Below are 15,458 nucleotides of genomic sequence, written 5' to 3' on the forward strand. Positions count from 1 at the left end.
TGAACATGAGACACACATTGTCGCGGCGAGCGTCCCTGGCCCTGTCTGTCGCGCTGATTTCCAGTGGCGCCCTGGCACAGAGCAATGATGAGCGACTGGATGCGCTTGAGAGTCGGGTTGATTCACTGCAGCAGGATCTTCGTGCAGCGGGTGAGCAACGGGTCACGTTTAACGGATTTTTGAGCACCGGCTATGCAAGGGCGAGTAATGACGCCGGCTTTGATGGCGTTACGGAAGAGTCCGAGGCGCAGTCATTGACACTCTTTGGTCTGCAGGGGCGTTTCGATATCAGTGACAGTACGAATGCGACCGTCCAGCTCCTTTCCTTTGGTGAGGACAGTGGCCGCAGTGACTTTGCGACCCAGTTGGAATGGGGGTACATCAGCCATGAGTTGCAGAACGGCCTTCGAGTGCGTGCCGGGCAAATGCGTATACCGCTATTCATGTATTCCGACTCCCTGGACCTGGGATACGCTCAGCCTTGGGCGCGCTCGCCCGGTGTGGTGTACAACCAGGTGACGCTGAGCAACTATACAGGCGTTGATGCTGCCAAGCGTTTCAGTCTGGGTGGCGGTTCTGTGCGTGCCCAGGCATTCGGTGGGCATAGCAGTGAAGAGCAGACCGTTGCTGGTCAGCCTGGTGACATTGAACTGCGCAACCTGGTGGGCGGCGTGCTCTCCTGGAGTGATTATACCTGGACATTGCGTGGTGTGGCCGCGCGTGCAGATACCTCTTTTGAGTTTCTCGGGAATGACGAAGTGGACGGTGAGTTCTATGGCTTGGGTGTTGAGTATGATGACGGCTCACTGATGGCGATTTCTGAGGTTACCCGCCGCGAAGTGGGAGGCATTTTCGCGGATACTGATTCGGCTTATGCCACGGTCGGATACCGGATAGACGGTGTGATGCCCTATGCCACAGTCGGATGGCTGGAGAGTCAGGATGATAACCTGCGCTCTGGGCAAGCGTTTTCGGTGCAACCGTCGCCAGGAGTGACGTCGTCTATTCCAGCGGCGGTGCTCAATGAACAGCGCACCGTTTATAGTCTCGGCGCGCGCTATGACGTGATGCCCGGCGTTGCCCTCAAGGCAGACTGGACCCACGCCCGCAACTTTGGTGATACCAATGGGGGATTGTCCGGCAATGGTGCTTTGACGCCGACGTTTGAGCATACCAACGTCTATACCGTCAAAATCGATGCGGCGTTTTAAGGGGGCTGTATGAAGTCATTAAAGAGTCTTGCGGTGGTGCTGATGTTGGCTGCGCCGCTTGCAAACGCAGAGGTGGTTATCATTGCGCATCCCAATGGCGTCAGTGGGCTCACAGAGGGGGACGTGCGCAGTATCTATCTGAATCGCAGTGGAAAAGCGACCCCAATCGAAATGGCACAGGGCATGTCAGAGCGTCGTGACTTCCACGACTGGATTACCGGACGAAGTGAGTCGCAGCTACAGTCTTTTTGGTCTCAGCAGACCTTCACCGGGGAGGGTGAACCGCCGGAAGAGGCCAGCTCACCCAGCGCCATGAAGTCGATCATCGCTAATGACCCTGATGCGATTGGGTATGTCAGTCCGCAGGATGTTGATGACTCGGTCAAGGTGATTCTTTCCCCTTAAAAACCCACTCTTGATTGTGCACGCCGGGCCCGGGTATCGGGCCTGGTCTTTCCCGCCCGCCTTCTCGCTGCCCCGACTACGAACCGACTCAGATGGGAAGGGGAAGCCGACCCCCGACGGTTTTCCGGGCCCGGAACTCAGCCGGGTAAGCGATCGGTGTTGCGGTTCGCAAGCGATGGTCAGACCACCAGCACCGGACACTTCCCGTTGGAGGCTACGCGGTGGGACACGCTGCCGAGCAAGAAACCATCCTTGTCGCTGTGGGTCCCCCGGGTGCCCACCACGATCAGGTCCGCTTTCTTCTCCCTGGCGAACTTGACGATTACCTTGGACGGGCGACCCGCCTTGACGAAGCCACGCACGTGAGTTGCGCCGTGCTCGATCGCCTGGCTCTTGGCGTGCTCCACGACCTCCTTGGCGTACTCGGACAACACCTTGTCCGGAATATCCATCTCCGCGGGACGTCCGATCGACAGCGACGCCTCGAACAGGCTGTGGTGTTTGTAAACGCACAGCAGAAAGATTTCCGCGTCCGTCAGCTGTTGCAGCTCGATGGCCTTCTCCATGGCGTTGAATGACGCGGAGGAGCCATCAATCGCTACCACAATTCGGTTGAACATGTCGCTCTCCTTTTGTTCCGCCCCTCAGGGCATCAATCCCTGAAGGCCAGGTCACGCAGGAACAGGGCAATGTCCGGGAAGGCAATGATCAGCCCGGCGGCGGCCACCAGCATGAAAATGAACGGCGGCGTGCCCCGGATGACCTCCAGGTACGGCCGCTTGAAGATGGCAATGGCCGTGAATATGTCGCAGCCAAAAGGCGGCGTGGCCGACCCGATGGCAACCTGAAGCGTGATCAGGACACCCACCAGGACCGGGTCCAGGCCGGCCGACGCAATGGCGGGTGCAAAAATGGGTGTCAGCACTAGGATCACCACGATGGGGTCCACGAACATACAGGCAATGAAGAAGGCGATACAGATCGTGATCATCACGCCAACCGGGCCCATATCGCTGATGCCAACGGACTCGAGAATGGCCTGTGGGATCTGCGCAAACGAGATGATGTAAGAGAACCCGTTGCCCACAGCAACCAGTATGAAGACCACCGCCGTGATCAGGCCCGTGGACTTGGCGATCCGGTAGATGTCGGGCATTTTGAGGGATCGGAACACCACGAACTCGAGCAGGAAGGCGTAGAGCACGCAGACGGCGGCGGCCTCAGTCGGGCTGAAGATACCCCCATAGATGCCGCCGACGATGATCACCGGGAAGAACAGCGGCCATAGGGCATCCCGGACGGACACGGCCCGCTGCTTCCAGGTGGAACGCTCCTCCGTCGGGACATTGTTCTTGTACGCGTAGATCAGGCAGTACAGGGAGAACATGAACAGGATCAGAATGCCCGGCCCGACGCCGGCGATAAACAGCTCCGCGATGGAGGTTTCGGAAATGACCCCGTAGATGATCATGCCGATACTCGGCGGAATCAGGAACGCAATATCGGACGAGTTGATGATCAGTGCCAGCGTGAACGGGTCTGAGTAGCCGGCTTTCAGCATCTTGGGCCGCAGAGGCGAGCCCACGGCGACCACCGTTGCCTGCGTGGAGCCGGAAACCGCACCGAACAGGGTGCAGGAGGTGGCGGTGCTGATCGCAAGGCCGCCCTTCACGTGGCCGATGAAGGCCATGACCATGTTGATCAGCCGGTCCGCCGACTGGCCGCGGGTCATGATATCCGCCGCCAGAATGAACATCGGAACCGCGATGAGAGAGGCCGGGCGAATCCCGCCCATCATCTGCTGGATGAAAATGCCCATCTGCCCGAAGCCATCGAACATCATCACGAAGCCAATAACGGCACCGGTGATCAGGGGCACCATCATCGGGAAGCCCAGCAGAAGCAGCCCGATCATGATCACCATCATTATAGTTGCCATGATTTTATTCCTTTTTGCTGCAGCTTCAGGGGGTCAGACTTCGGACTCGGTATCCGAATAACCATCGACCACACCGGTGGAGAGATACACGTCCTTGCTGGTGAGGTTTTTGATGGCCGTCAGGAAGTACTGGATGCCGGTGATCGCGAAGCCGATCGGCGCCCAGATGTAGATCCACCAGATTTCAAAACCCAGTGCCGGGAGGATCCGGCCACGGCTGTAAAGCGTCTCGATATAGCCGTAGGAGTGATAACAGAGGAAAAACATCACCACGGAAGTGAACAGGGCGATAAAGATCATCAGGTATCGCCGACCTTTCGTGGGGATGGAGTCGTAGACCGCTGACATACGGATGTGCCGGCCATGACGGGCCGCATAACCAATGCCGGCAAAGGTGATCAGAATGATCAGGATCCGATTGATCTCGCCCGAGAAGAACAGGCCTTCACCGAACACGAAACGGGCGATGACGTTCACACACGTGTTCACTGCCATCAGCATCACGCCAAGCGCGAGCATGACGGCTTCGATCTTGCTGATGAAGACGTCGATGGTTCCCAGAAACCCGGGTAGCCCGGACTCGTAGGAGCCGGTGTCGTCTTCTAGGTCCGGGGACTTTTCAGACATGGGAACGCTCCCTTTCAATCCGCTGCCGGTTGGCGCTGGGGGCGCTCCGGCGGAGCGGGTTTAACCGCGAGATCCCCGCCGGAGGCCGGCGGGGATCATTCCCTCGGAGTTACTGGTTCGTAACTTCCTTCAGATCTTCCTTGAACTGGTTCAGCAGCTCTTTGCCGCTTTCGCCAGTCATTTCGATGAACTTCTTCTCAACCTGCGGTGCACGCTCCTTGAAGCGTTGAACCTGCTCTTCGTTCAGTCGCGTCACCGTCACCTCATCGCTGTCTGCCTTGATCTTCTCAAGGGATTTCTCAGCCAGACCGCTGATGTGCTCGATGATCTTCTCAAACGCGTAGTCAGCCGCGTCCTGAACCAGTTGCTTGTCCTCGTCGGACAGGCCGTTGTAGAAGTTCTGGTTGGCCATCATCGCGGTGGTGAACCAGCCGTGCTTGGTGAAGATCAGGTTCGGTGACACTTCGTACAGACCGCCGGATTCGATCCAGAAGATCGGGTTCTCCTGACCCTGAATCATGTTGGTCTGCAGTGCGCCGTACACCTCACCCCAGGGCAGCGGCGTCGGGGTGGCGCCAAAGGCGTCGTAGGTCTCCGACAGCAGCGGATTGGTCATCACCCGGATCTTCTTGTTATTGAAGTCCTCGGGTTTGGTGATCTTCTCATCAGCCGTGACGACCATCTCGCCTTCCGGATACATCTGCAGCAGTTCAAGGCCGTGGTTGGCGTAGAGTTCCGGGAAGTCCTCGTTGATGGCCTCACTCTCACGGAAGAACTGGATGACCGTTTCCATGTCGGTAGGCATCAGGTAGGGAATGAAGAAGATCTGGGCTTCGGGAATCAGAGAGCCGGTGAAACCAGGCGACTGGTTCACGAACTGCAGAATGCCGTTCTGCGTCTGTTCCATGATGTCGTCGGACTCGCCCAGCTCGCCGAAGCGATAGATCTGCAGGGTGTGGTCAGAATTCTCTTCGATGTACTCCTTGAAATCGTGGGCGAATACGTCCTGGACGTCGCCTTCGTATTCTTCGTGTGCGTAGCGCCAGTTGGCGGCATTCACCGCGTTGGCCGCCGTCATGGTGGCGAAAGCGATGGCCGAAATACCGGCCAGTTTCCTGAATTTGCTGGCGGTGCTCATCGAGTAGTCTCCCTTTTCTCGTTGCTTCACTGTTTTGTTACATTCAAGAACATTGGCAAATAAGTCCGGGTTCCGCAAGAAAATAAGCGAATTTGAGGAGCCCCGTGCCCTTAACTTCAAGCTTAGTCCACATTTCAGCCTTTTACTGCCATACTTTGGTGGATACATGTCGTGATAGGCGATAGGTCCTCTGCGCGATCCGAAACGGGCCTGTCCCGTGGATGGAGACGGCTTTGGGCGATGTCACGAGGGGTGCAGACACGGCGGGGCATAAAAAAGCCCCGCAGAGAGCGGGGCGCTAAAAACGGTGACGGCTTACTGGGTTGAGCGCCGACGGCGCGACAGTGCCAGCCCGGCCAGCGCAAGCGCGAGCAGGGCCAGAGTGCCGGGCTCCGGAACGGGGTCCGGGTCAGGATCCGTGCCGTTCTGGCAGTCAGGATCGTCCGGGAACTCCACGCAGAAGTCACTTTCCGTGATGCCGGCGTACAGGACGTTGGCCTGAGAGTAGTTGTAGAACCCGAAGGAACCGTCATCGAACGAGCCCAGCCCGAAATCGGCGGCCGTGACATCCAGCTCCAGAACATCGTCTACCCAGACCTTGATCAATTGCGAGGTGAACAACAGGTCGAAGGCATACTCGGTGTTGTCGCTCCAGCCGGTCGCGCCGAGATTGGTCGCGCTGGCAATCTGGGTCACTTCGTCATCGGGATGCTGCCAGAAGGACCCTCCGGTGCCCGTCGTGTTGCCATTCGTGCCATTCTCAACGTGAGAGATCGACAGCCCCTGATCCCAGCCAGACTGGTCCCCCTGTTTCCAGTCGATCAGGTAGTAGTCTGCGTTGGCGTCAAAGATCTCGCCAGCGTCGTAACCAAGTGCAAAGCCGATGAAGTCATTGTCGCCGCTGGTGGTGACCTGGATGGTCCCGCTCAGTTCCGTTCCCTGCGTGCTGGTGGTGGCCGGATCAAAGAAGATCGTGGGTGCTCCGTTGACCGTCTGCAGGACGGAGTCGTTACCCGGCTGCACATTCCAGCTCGATGATCCGCCATTGGCGGTCCAGCCACTTAGGTCTACCGGAACCGGCACGGCGAACGCCCCTGGTGCGGCCAGCACTGCCGCGAGCGCCAGCGCGCAGGTGCCCTTCGTAAGATGATTCATGACGCGTTCCCCCTTTGGGTGGATCTGGTGACCGTACAGCGACGAAATAAGCCGCAAAATGGGCGCCAGCGGAGCAGGAGCCGAAGTCAAACAAGAGCATGGGGAGGGCCTTGGGGCGGTTCCGGACAGGGTGTCGTAAAAAAAGCTGACGGAAAGTCAGGCCGGAGCCGGGGAACTGTAAAGAATCGATGATCGGGAAGGGCCCGGCGAGCCGGCGCCGGGCGTTCCGTTTGCGTCTTACTCGGGCCGGCTGATCTGGTATTGGGCCAGCTTGGTCCGGGTCGCTTCCGACAGGGGATGGGAGGAGCGTGACTCGTCGTTCATCTGCACGATCACCGTCTCGGCCGTCGCCGCACAGGTGCCGTTCTGGAAAATGCCCTGGAGTAACTGAATCGAACTGTTGCCGATCCGCGTGATGGCGGTGCCGATATCGACGGTGCCCGGCCAGGTGATCTCAGAGCGCAGTTGCAGATTGAGGTTCGCGATCACAAACGAGGCGCCGTCCGAGGCCAGCGGATCGTCCGGCGAATACAGGAACTCGACCCGCCCGGTTTCCAGAAACGTCGAGAACAGCGCATTGTTCACATGCCCCTGCCGGTCCGTGTCGGCATAGCGGAGCTTGTCGTAGGTGCGGGACGGGAAGTCGTCCAGGGTGAGCGGTTGGGTGGTGTCGTTCGGTGCCATAGACCTTCTCTCGTTGACGGGACACTAGGAGTCTGCGCGGTAGAAAGTCGCACCGCTGCGACCGCCCCACTGCGGTCCCTTTTGAGCGCTCATTGTCGTTACATAGAACCACTATGCGCCTCAAATGACCGTCAAAATGGCCTCGCAGTGGGACGATCTCGCCTGGCACGATTTCTACCGCGCAGACTCCTAGCGTGCGATTGTCATCGGTTCGGGCTCCATTGTCAGCCCCGTCGGAATACTGGCATGTGTCGCTGGGTTTCTAGCGCGGCCGGACAGCCGGTATAGTGCCCCCATGAGCTACCCACAACGCATCGTCTGCCTCACCGAAGAAACCACCGAGACCCTGTACGCCATCGGGGCCGAGGATCGGATCGTCGGCATCTCCGGTTTTACCGTCCGGCCCGAACGGGCGCGGAAAGAAAAGCCCAAGGTGTCCGCCTTCACGTCCGCCCGGATCGAGCGGATCCGCGAGCTGGAACCAGACCTGGTGCTGGGTTTCTCCGACATGCAGGCGGACATCGCGGCGGAGCTGGTGCGGGCGGGCATCGACGTCCACATCTTCAACCACCGCACCGTGGCAGGCATTCTCACCATGATCCGCACACTGGGCGGCATGCTCGGCCTCGCGGACCGAACCGACCCCTACGCGGACGAACTGGCCGCCCGGGTGGACGCCGTCCGCGCGAGGCAGGCAGAGGGCCCACGACCGCGCGTTTACTTTGAAGAGTGGGGCGACCCGATGATCAGCGGCATCGGCTGGGTGTCCGAACTCATCGGCATTGCCGGGGGCGACGACATCTTCCCCGAACGCGCCGCCGAACCCGGCGCGCTGGAACGGATCATCAAAGACCCCCAGGAGGTCGTGGACCGCCAGCCCGATATCATCATCGGCTCCTGGTGCGGCCGCAAATTCCGGCCCAAAGAAGTCGCCGAACGCCCCGGCTGGGATGCCATCCCCGCCGTGGCCAACAACCACCTCTACGAAGTGAAATCGCCCATCATCCTCCAGCCCGGACCGGCGGCGCTGACGGATGGGCTGGAGGCGTTGTGTGGGATCGTGGATGGGGTGAGGGAGCGCCTTTAAGGCGTCTCCCGCTTCCAAAGGCCGGCCCTGGCCGACTCACGCTTATTTGTAACACCGCACGTGCGTTGCGATTTTCCGAACGATTCTGGGGCCATTGCCGGCGGCGTCCGATTCGCGACTGGTCAGAACGTCAACACCATTCGCCCGCAGGAATCCCCGGGCGACGTGGCCCTTTATCACGAAATTGGCGTTCTGAACATCGGTTTTGAATTTGGTCCGGAAATACTCCTGATTTACCGTGCTCACCACCACGGCGACCACATTGCCGTCCTTGTCGACCACGGGGCCACCGCTATTCCCCGGCTGGATGGGCGCTGTGGTCTGATAGTGCGTGGACAGGCCTCCCATTCCCTCCAGTCCGGAGATAATGCCATTGGTGAGGTTCCCGGACTTGGTCAGCGTGTGGGATAACGGAAAGCCGAAGATATAGACCGGGTCGCCCAAACGCGGATCGCTGTGGGTTCGGAACCGCGCCACCATGGGCACATCGAAATCGGTGGTTTTGAGCAATGCCAGATCGTCCTTTTTCGACACGTTGACCAGCCTTGCGTCAGCGATCGGGTTGCCCAGAGTACGGATTTCGAGTCTCTCACACTCGTCGACCACGTGATGATTGGTCAGGACGTGGCCGCGGTCTGAAACGAAGAAGCCCGTGCCAGTGCCGGCCAGAGACGGGTCGCCCTCGTCGGCCTTGGGCCGTGGGCTGCCTGCCGTCGCCTTGCAATCGGGGTAGCGGCTTTGATTGTTCTGACGCCAGGCATCAAACCGGGTCCCGTGGGCTTTGCGTCGGTTGGCGGGATACTCCTCCCGGATCGTGGTCATCAGGTTCTGGAGGACTTTGTTCTGTTTGTCAGTGAGGCTGCCCATCCGGTTGTTGCCCGATGTGGACAGCTTGTCCGCCGCCAGGAACCAGTAGACGGATTCGGCGCCACTTTTCTCCACGCCTTTGCCCTGGTAATAGGCAAACCCCAGCTTGAAGGCGGCCATGGCGTGTCCGTCCGCCGCTGCCTTCTTGTACAGTTCAACACCACGGGCCGGGTCCCTGGTGATGCCCTTGCCGATGGTGGTCAGGAAGCCCAGCAGATATTCCGAGGTCGGCAGCTCTGCCGCCACGGCCTGGCGCAACAGGGGAACCGCCTTTCGGGGAGCGTCCTCCTTCAGCAGAAGATGAATGGCCATCGCTTGCGCCTTGCAGGCGGATTGTGCCGATGCGGGCGGTTTCGGCTCGGGTTTTGGCGCCGGTTTGGGTGGCGGTTCTGGTTCGGGTTTCGGTTTAGACTTGGGCGCCCCTTCCGTGTCCGCCTCAATGTAGCGCCAGAAATTGTCCATGTGCCGGGACAGAATGGTCTCGTACCGTTCCGATTCCTTCAGCCGAGCCAGCCCGGCATTGAACCGGTACATGAAGGCCGTTCCCCGGGCATGGGTTTTGGAGACAACCACGTGCAGGCCCTCGATGGAAATGGGGCGCTCCATGGCTTTCACCTGACTCTCCAGGCCCTGCTCCTTGATGGTCAGCCGGCCGGTGAATTCGTTGACCGTCACGCCATCAATCTGGCCGCGGACCAGTCGCTGAAAGCAGTCATCCAGACTCTCTCCCCGGACCAGTTTGACGTGTCCCTGCGACAGCCATCGGCGGCCTCTGCGATCGAGATCGTGGTCGTAATAACCCTTGGGCCGGCACAGGGTCTTGCCGTGCAGATCCGCGTCCTCGCGGTACTCAAAGCCGGCGTTTTTGCGGGTGAACAGCAGCACAAGCATCTCAAAGAGCGGCTCCGAGAAATGAAAGTTCCGGCAGCGCTCGTTGGACCGGTTTTCCTCACAGTTGGGCTGGAGCCAGGGGAAGCCGACGTCATATGCCTTCTTATCCAGCAGCGGGAACAGGTGTTTGGACCAGTCATCCTCCCACGTCAGGGAGAAGGGGACGGGGGACGGGCTGTTTTCGAAGGAGGCGTTCACCAGTTCCGTGATCAGGCCGCCGCCGGGGAGTGATTGCCCTGTGAATGGCTCATAGTTGCCGCCGGTCAGCAGCTTAAGGTCGGCGTCGTCCTTCTGCAGTGTGCGCTCATCGGCTTCGCTGCTTTCCAGGCAGGGGATCCGGAGCCGGGTGCCGCGGGGAATGTCGCTGGGGTTGCTCCTTAGTGCATCCCGGTTGGCGTAATAGATCAGTGTCCACTTGCGCCCGTCGCCATAATACGTGTTGGCGATGTCGTAAATCGTTTCGCCGGTGCGGGTCACGTGTGTGCCTCCGCAACGTTCCGCAGCGACCCCATTCGACAGCGACACCACCAACAACAGCGCCCCGATGATGAATGACTTTAACGTGTGCATTCCCGACTCCTTGACTCCCGGATGATCGTGGTCCGTCCGTCTTCAGAATTGTTCCCAGAAGCGTGAAAGATGGCGATCAACAATCGACTGATACCGCCCTGAGTCCTTGATGGCATTGAGGCCGTCGTTGACCTGTCCGATCAGTCGCTCGGCCTGCGGATGATCACGATGCACCAGCACATGAAGCCCCTCGATGGAAAGCGGGCGGCTCTGCACAATCCGGACCCGGTTCTCAAGGTTCAGGCGCTTCATGGCGGAGCGCCCGGTGAATTCGTTGAGGGCGACCGCGTCCACGGAACCCGTTGTCAGCATCCGGAAACAGGCATCCACGCTGTCAGGCTGCTTGAGGACAACGCGGTTATTGGTGAGCCAGAGGCGACCGTTCTTCTCCAGGTCGTGGGTGTAGTAGCCGTCGGGGCGACAGAGCGTTTTCCCATGGATGTCGGATTCGTCCTGGAAGACAAAGCCGCCGGACCGGTCGACGAATAGCAGAACCAGCATCTCGAACATGGGATCGGAAAAGAGAAAGTGGCGGCAGCGCGTATTGTCCGGGGTCTGTCGGCAGTCGGGTTTGAGCCAGGGAAAGCCCAGGTCGTAGGTCCGGTTCGACAACAGTGGATCCAGGTGTCGTGACCAGTCATCCACCCACGCAACCCCGAAGCTGGTCACCCCGGGGGTATTGTTGAGGGCCGAGTTGACCACATCGGTCACCAGCCCGCCGTTGGGAAGCTCTTTTCCTGTGAACGGCTGGTAGTTGCCTCCGGTCAGAACCTTGATGGACTTGCCCTCAGCCGCTTGCCAGCCCGGTGTGGGTGCACTGGTCGCGGCAGCGTTCAGGCAGCCGATATGCAGCCGCGTTCCGATGTGGATCAGGTGTGGGTTGGTGCCGATGGTCCGTATGTTGTTGTTGTAGATCACGGTCCATTTGCGGACATCGCCATAGGCGCGCCCGGCGATGCGCGAAAGCGTGTCGCCCGGCTGGACGCGGTAGGCCTGGTCGCAGGGGATATCGGCCCAGGCGGCGGGTGGGAACAGGAGAATGAGACAGACGAGCACACCAATGTGCGTTGCCAGTCGAACACGGATCATTGCGAGTCTCTCCTTTCAGAGCGTCTGACAGACAACCGAGCGGACAGGGATGTTGTCCATTTCTGTGTCAACACCAAAACGGTTTGAGACTGCTATCAGTGCCTGGGTTGGTCAGGCCATGACCTTCAATGAGTCAGCGGCGCCAGCACGGCGAGGAGAGACAGCATGATCACGAACGGGGCAAGTGGTTGGTGCGAAGGTCCCCGTTGGCGGGCTTCTCCATGCTCGGTTGAGTTCGTTCCTTCGGTTCGGGTCTTTTAACTCTTAGCAATTCGGGGAAGGTTGTCAAGTAATGTGTCGGGATTGTTGGCCCGTTCGGCCGATTACGCTCTTCTCTTGAAAACGCGAGCGATCAGGAACACCGCGAGAACCGGAAGCCCATATTGGGAAAAGAAGGCTGCCGCAGTGGCGACGTAAGCCAATAGGTCCACGCTTACGATATCCATGAGTGCGACGACGACGGGCCCCGCCATGATTCCCCCGACGGCCATGGCGATGTACCCCGCCAGGATGGAGAACACCGGGAAGGACCAGCGATTGGGCAGATAGCGCCGGGTCCCGAGCCAGAAGATCGCGGTCACAATCAGCGGCCATGCCAACGAGAAGTACAGGGTCAGCGTCCCGACCGTGCCGTGCTGGTTTGGGTGGAGATCGACGGTTTCCCCCCGTTGAATCCTCTGAATCCAGTCGTCGACCGTTTCCTCCCGGCCTTCCCAGAAGCTCCGTATCCCCTCAAGGTACTCGACGACGGCCTCGTGCTCGCCTCGGGAAAGCATGGCCCTGGCCAGATCGAGCGTCGGCCCGAAACTGTCGAGTTGAGGCGAGCCCGGGGACTGGCCCGCCTCGATCAGGTGTTGTCTGGCGCTGGCGACGTCATCGGTCTCCAGGGAGACAAGGCCCAGTATGCGGTGGCTGAAGTGAATGGCGTTGCCATAGTTCCAGTCGCATTTGTGGTCGGCCGCGAGAGCAAGGTACTCCCGTGACAACGCTTTGACACGGTCGTAATCGCCATCCTGATACGCCTCACCAATCAGACTCTCCATTCCATAAAAACGGCTGAGCTCCGCGGTCAGCCCGGACGTTTCCGGGCAGTCAGAGCACTGAGGCTGTTGTTCACAGGCGAATGCTGGGAGGTGATGGAGAAGGGCGAGGATAAGGAACAGTCTGATTGTTGGCATAGAACGTCCGTGTGGTTGCAGGTCCGTCAAGGTATGTATTGGCGATTCGTCCGGCAGGGGGAAGGTAGAAGTTGCCGCTCGTAAAACCTACTTCGATCTGTTCTTTAGTGTTTTCTTTATGTAATAGACAACGAGTGTCAGAGCGATCAGCCCCGCCAGAATAAGTGCTGCGGAAAATGCATCAGAGCCCTCGGTTGGACAGATCTCGGGATGAACGCACGGTATGTAAACGATTGCCATCATGTGCAAGGCTCACAGATCTTTGTCGCGCTTTATCTTTGACCACTCATATATAAGGGAAAATGCGATACCCGGTAGGCATACCCAGAAAATGGCATAGGGAACACCCAATGCCGCCAGAACTTCGATTGAGCCGAGTATCGCAACACTGACAACAACGGCACCAAAAAGCCTTTTTGCCACGTTACTGATCTTAAAATCGTGCTTAGGCACTTACGTGTCTCCGACCACAGTAAACTCACTGACGATTGGCTGCGTCACGAGCTTCTTGATGATCCAGATCAATAGCCCGGAGAGAGCTGCCGCGAGAGCAAAACTGAACCAGAGCATGATGTCGCCCATGCGCTCGAATTCTTCGAACCCTTCACCCTCTGGAGGGGCAGGAAACTCCGGGAACAGGAAAAGCTGCATAATCAGCCCGCCTATCTGCCAGAGAACGCCAAACGAGAGTAGTCCAATGAAGATCAGCCGTGCCCAGTTTTTGCGTTTCAGGAGAGCGATGGCCGCAACAAAGGTGAAGATCGACAGAGCACAGAACCCATACACCATCAAATGAAAATACTCGAACATGAACCTCGCTATGGCGGGAGCGTCATCAGGAACAGACTGAAACTCGTCACCGCTGAACAGGGTTGAAACCATGATGGCCTGGAGAATGGATACAAAGGAGGCAAAGCCGGCTCCCACAATGAATATCCAGGCGATGACGGTGACGAACGTGGATCGTGACTCCATGTCAGAATTCTCCCTTGGTCTTTTGAGTCGCGGTTGGAATGGGTTAACAGGGCAGATTTGGGTTTTCGACAGGAGCTTAACAAGCACGCCCTGCATGTGGTTGAGACTTAGCGCTCGTTGTCCGAGACCGCCCTGTCGTAATACTCAAGCAGCAGCCGATCCTTCCGCCCACCGAACGCATGCACCAGACAGCCGAGACCAAACATCACAGCGACTGACATAAAGTGCCCCATGAAAATGCCGTTCTCTGTGCCGAGAGATTGAGCCGTGTCGATCATGGTTTCCGTTAGCACAACGTCCTGTTCGGTGATGGCCCTCCCCTCGAAAAGGGTGTCATCGGCTTCCAGAAAGTCGTCGATCCACTGGTCCTGATCCTTGGACGCGAAGTAGGTCCCGATGCCTGTCGCCACAATAATGAGAAAACCAAGGATGCCTGCCAGCTTGCGTCTGGCGTGGTTCTTTCGGATGAACTCGATGTATTGCTCGTCGGTCATTTTTAATTTCCGGTTCATTGGGAGGCTAAAAACCACCACCGCCATCGCCCCCGCCGCCACAGGAATCGCCACCGCCCAGAAAGCCACCCGAGGCGATGCCGCCCGCGTCATTGGTTGACGAAGAGCGGCCATGACTCATCCTGGCAGAGAGCCATACCACAAATGCGATCAGCACCAAGGTAAAAGCGACAGGCGCGATCCCACTTTCCAAAACGGTGTCGGCCTTCAAATCGATCATGTGCCACAGGGCGAATAACATCGCCGTGTAGATCAGAAACCACTTCATACGTCTTTCCCTGGTTTAAAGCTGAATTACGAGGCGACGACGCTGAACACAGCGCTCGCCCTTGCTATGCGATTGGAATCAACATGGAAATAGCAGTTGGCGAATGCGGTACGACGTCCGACCTTTTGCACATCGGTGTGAACCTCAATCCAGTCTCCCTGCTTCGCCTTGCCTGCATAATCGATGGCCTGGCTCGTCGTCACGATTGGCGCTGGAGGTTCGGTAGAGAATGCGGCGCTGTAGCCCATCGCAATATCAGCGAGTGTGCCCAGAACACCACCATGGACGATACCCCGGGCGTTGCAGTGCTTTTTCTCTGCAAAAGCCCAATCACCAAACCGGAGCAATCGGCTTTTTCGTAGATGGGGCCGAGCAGTTCCGTGAACGGGCTTGTACGGGATGGTGGCTCAAATCCTTCGGGTATTGCGCTCATATTCGCGTCCTCAAACTCACCACGGATCGTTGCCGCGCCAGTGTTCAAGGCCTGCCGGAAGATCCGCTTTGCTACCGGCGTACTGGCCGTTATCGAAAATCAGCTTCGTACCGTCAATCACAATGACCCGGGCCGACGGGCCGGGCCAGTCGAGCCCGGCCTCTCTCGCACTCGTTTCCTCATACTCGCCCAGCTCCCGCGCGACGACGTTCCTTACCGATTTGTATGAGGTATCGGCGCCCGATTGCTTGTAGAGACGCTCGACGACAGATGTTGTCAGGCTCTGCTCGGTCCATGCCTCCTGCCACTTGGATACGCGGTCGAGCAGAAACGCGTTTCCCAAAAGGGAACCGACGAGTGCCACACCGAGAATCCATCCTGTTCGTTTACGCATAGAGCGACTCGCTCACTGTTACCCCCTGAACGATT

General features: G+C 58.6%; 18 protein-coding genes. 3 read left to right on the forward strand and 15 right to left on the reverse strand.

What is annotated here, in order from left to right; genetic code table 11:
- Positions 1–5 precede the first annotated feature (5 nt).
- Together C8D92_RS09165 and C8D92_RS09170 are read left to right on the forward strand one after the other, a co-directional pair.
- Complete coding sequence (locus tag C8D92_RS09165) at positions 6–1,211, forward strand: porin family protein (protein WP_116919160.1); 1,206 nt, start codon at positions 6–8, stop codon at positions 1,209–1,211.
- A gap of 9 nt (positions 1,212–1,220) precedes the next feature.
- The gene (locus C8D92_RS09170; RefSeq protein WP_116919161.1) at positions 1,221–1,616 is read left to right on the forward strand and encodes a type 2 periplasmic-binding domain-containing protein; all 396 of its coding nucleotides are present in this window, start codon (positions 1,221–1,223) and stop codon (positions 1,614–1,616) included.
- A gap of 179 nt (positions 1,617–1,795) precedes the next feature.
- On the opposite strand, the gene C8D92_RS09175 is transcribed toward C8D92_RS09170, so the two are convergent.
- The 6 genes from C8D92_RS09175 to C8D92_RS09200 all read right to left on the reverse strand — a co-directional run bounded on the left by C8D92_RS09175 (position 1,796) and on the right by C8D92_RS09200 (position 7,159).
- Positions 1,796–2,236 carry a universal stress protein gene (locus tag C8D92_RS09175; protein ID WP_095609849.1) on the reverse strand — a complete coding sequence of 147 codons (441 nt, stop codon included), beginning with the start codon at positions 2,234–2,236 and terminating at the stop codon, positions 1,796–1,798.
- Between the two features lie 32 nt (positions 2,237–2,268).
- The gene (locus C8D92_RS09180; RefSeq protein WP_095609848.1) at positions 2,269–3,555 is read right to left on the reverse strand and encodes a TRAP transporter large permease; all 1,287 of its coding nucleotides are present in this window, start codon (positions 3,553–3,555) and stop codon (positions 2,269–2,271) included.
- 33 nt (positions 3,556–3,588) lie between these two features.
- Positions 3,589–4,182, reverse strand: coding sequence for a TRAP transporter small permease (locus tag C8D92_RS09185; protein ID WP_095609847.1), 594 nt, complete (start codon positions 4,180–4,182; stop codon positions 3,589–3,591).
- A gap of 109 nt (positions 4,183–4,291) precedes the next feature.
- Complete coding sequence (locus tag C8D92_RS09190) at positions 4,292–5,320, reverse strand: TRAP transporter substrate-binding protein (RefSeq protein ID WP_095609846.1); 1,029 nt, start codon at positions 5,318–5,320, stop codon at positions 4,292–4,294.
- A 315-nt stretch (positions 5,321–5,635) separates the two neighbouring features.
- Positions 5,636–6,475, reverse strand: coding sequence for a PEP-CTERM sorting domain-containing protein (locus C8D92_RS15775; RefSeq protein WP_207775149.1), 840 nt, complete (start codon positions 6,473–6,475; stop codon positions 5,636–5,638).
- Between the two features lie 237 nt (positions 6,476–6,712).
- A complete protein-coding gene (locus C8D92_RS09200; protein WP_116919162.1) occupies positions 6,713–7,159 on the reverse strand; it encodes an acyl-CoA thioesterase in 447 nt (148 codons plus the stop codon).
- Between the two features lie 295 nt (positions 7,160–7,454).
- Between C8D92_RS09200 and C8D92_RS09205 the strand changes: the two genes are divergently transcribed.
- Positions 7,455–8,246 (forward strand): cobalamin-binding protein, encoded by a 792-nt coding sequence (locus C8D92_RS09205; RefSeq protein ID WP_116919163.1) that lies wholly within the window; start codon positions 7,455–7,457, stop codon positions 8,244–8,246.
- A 42-nt stretch (positions 8,247–8,288) separates the two neighbouring features.
- Here C8D92_RS09205 and C8D92_RS09210 read toward each other — a convergent pair whose 3' ends face one another.
- The 9 genes from C8D92_RS09210 to C8D92_RS09250 all read right to left on the reverse strand — a co-directional run bounded on the left by C8D92_RS09210 (position 8,289) and on the right by C8D92_RS09250 (position 15,423).
- Positions 8,289–10,574 carry a trypsin-like peptidase domain-containing protein gene (locus tag C8D92_RS09210; protein ID WP_116919164.1) on the reverse strand — a complete coding sequence of 762 codons (2,286 nt, stop codon included), beginning with the start codon at positions 10,572–10,574 and terminating at the stop codon, positions 8,289–8,291.
- 42 nt (positions 10,575–10,616) lie between these two features.
- The gene (locus C8D92_RS09215) at positions 10,617–11,663 is read right to left on the reverse strand and encodes a transporter substrate-binding domain-containing protein (RefSeq protein WP_116919165.1); all 1,047 of its coding nucleotides are present in this window, start codon (positions 11,661–11,663) and stop codon (positions 10,617–10,619) included.
- Positions 11,664–11,986: 323 nt separating this feature from the next.
- On the reverse strand, positions 11,987–12,841 hold the full coding sequence (locus tag C8D92_RS09220) for a hypothetical protein (protein WP_116919166.1): 855 nt from the start codon (positions 12,839–12,841) through the stop codon (positions 11,987–11,989).
- 252 nt (positions 12,842–13,093) lie between these two features.
- Positions 13,094–13,294, reverse strand: coding sequence for a hypothetical protein (locus C8D92_RS09225; RefSeq protein ID WP_116919167.1), 201 nt, complete (start codon positions 13,292–13,294; stop codon positions 13,094–13,096).
- Positions 13,295–13,912, reverse strand: coding sequence for a hypothetical protein (locus tag C8D92_RS09230; protein WP_133243122.1), 618 nt, complete (start codon positions 13,910–13,912; stop codon positions 13,295–13,297).
- A gap of 11 nt (positions 13,913–13,923) precedes the next feature.
- On the reverse strand, positions 13,924–14,310 hold the full coding sequence (locus C8D92_RS09235; protein WP_116919169.1) for a hypothetical protein: 387 nt from the start codon (positions 14,308–14,310) through the stop codon (positions 13,924–13,926).
- A 25-nt stretch (positions 14,311–14,335) separates the two neighbouring features.
- On the reverse strand, positions 14,336–14,596 hold the full coding sequence (locus tag C8D92_RS09240) for a hypothetical protein (protein ID WP_116919170.1): 261 nt from the start codon (positions 14,594–14,596) through the stop codon (positions 14,336–14,338).
- 26 nt (positions 14,597–14,622) lie between these two features.
- Positions 14,623–14,943, reverse strand: a complete 321-nt coding sequence (locus tag C8D92_RS09245; protein ID WP_207775150.1) for a hotdog domain-containing protein — start codon at positions 14,941–14,943, stop codon at positions 14,623–14,625.
- Positions 14,944–15,045: 102 nt separating this feature from the next.
- Positions 15,046–15,423, reverse strand: coding sequence for a hypothetical protein (locus C8D92_RS09250; protein WP_133243123.1), 378 nt, complete (start codon positions 15,421–15,423; stop codon positions 15,046–15,048).
- Positions 15,424–15,458 lie beyond the last annotated feature (35 nt).

Origin of the sequence: Tamilnaduibacter salinus (genome assembly GCF_003096655.1) — a bacterium.
Classification (GTDB): domain Bacteria; phylum Pseudomonadota; class Gammaproteobacteria; order Pseudomonadales; family Oleiphilaceae; genus Tamilnaduibacter; species Tamilnaduibacter salinus.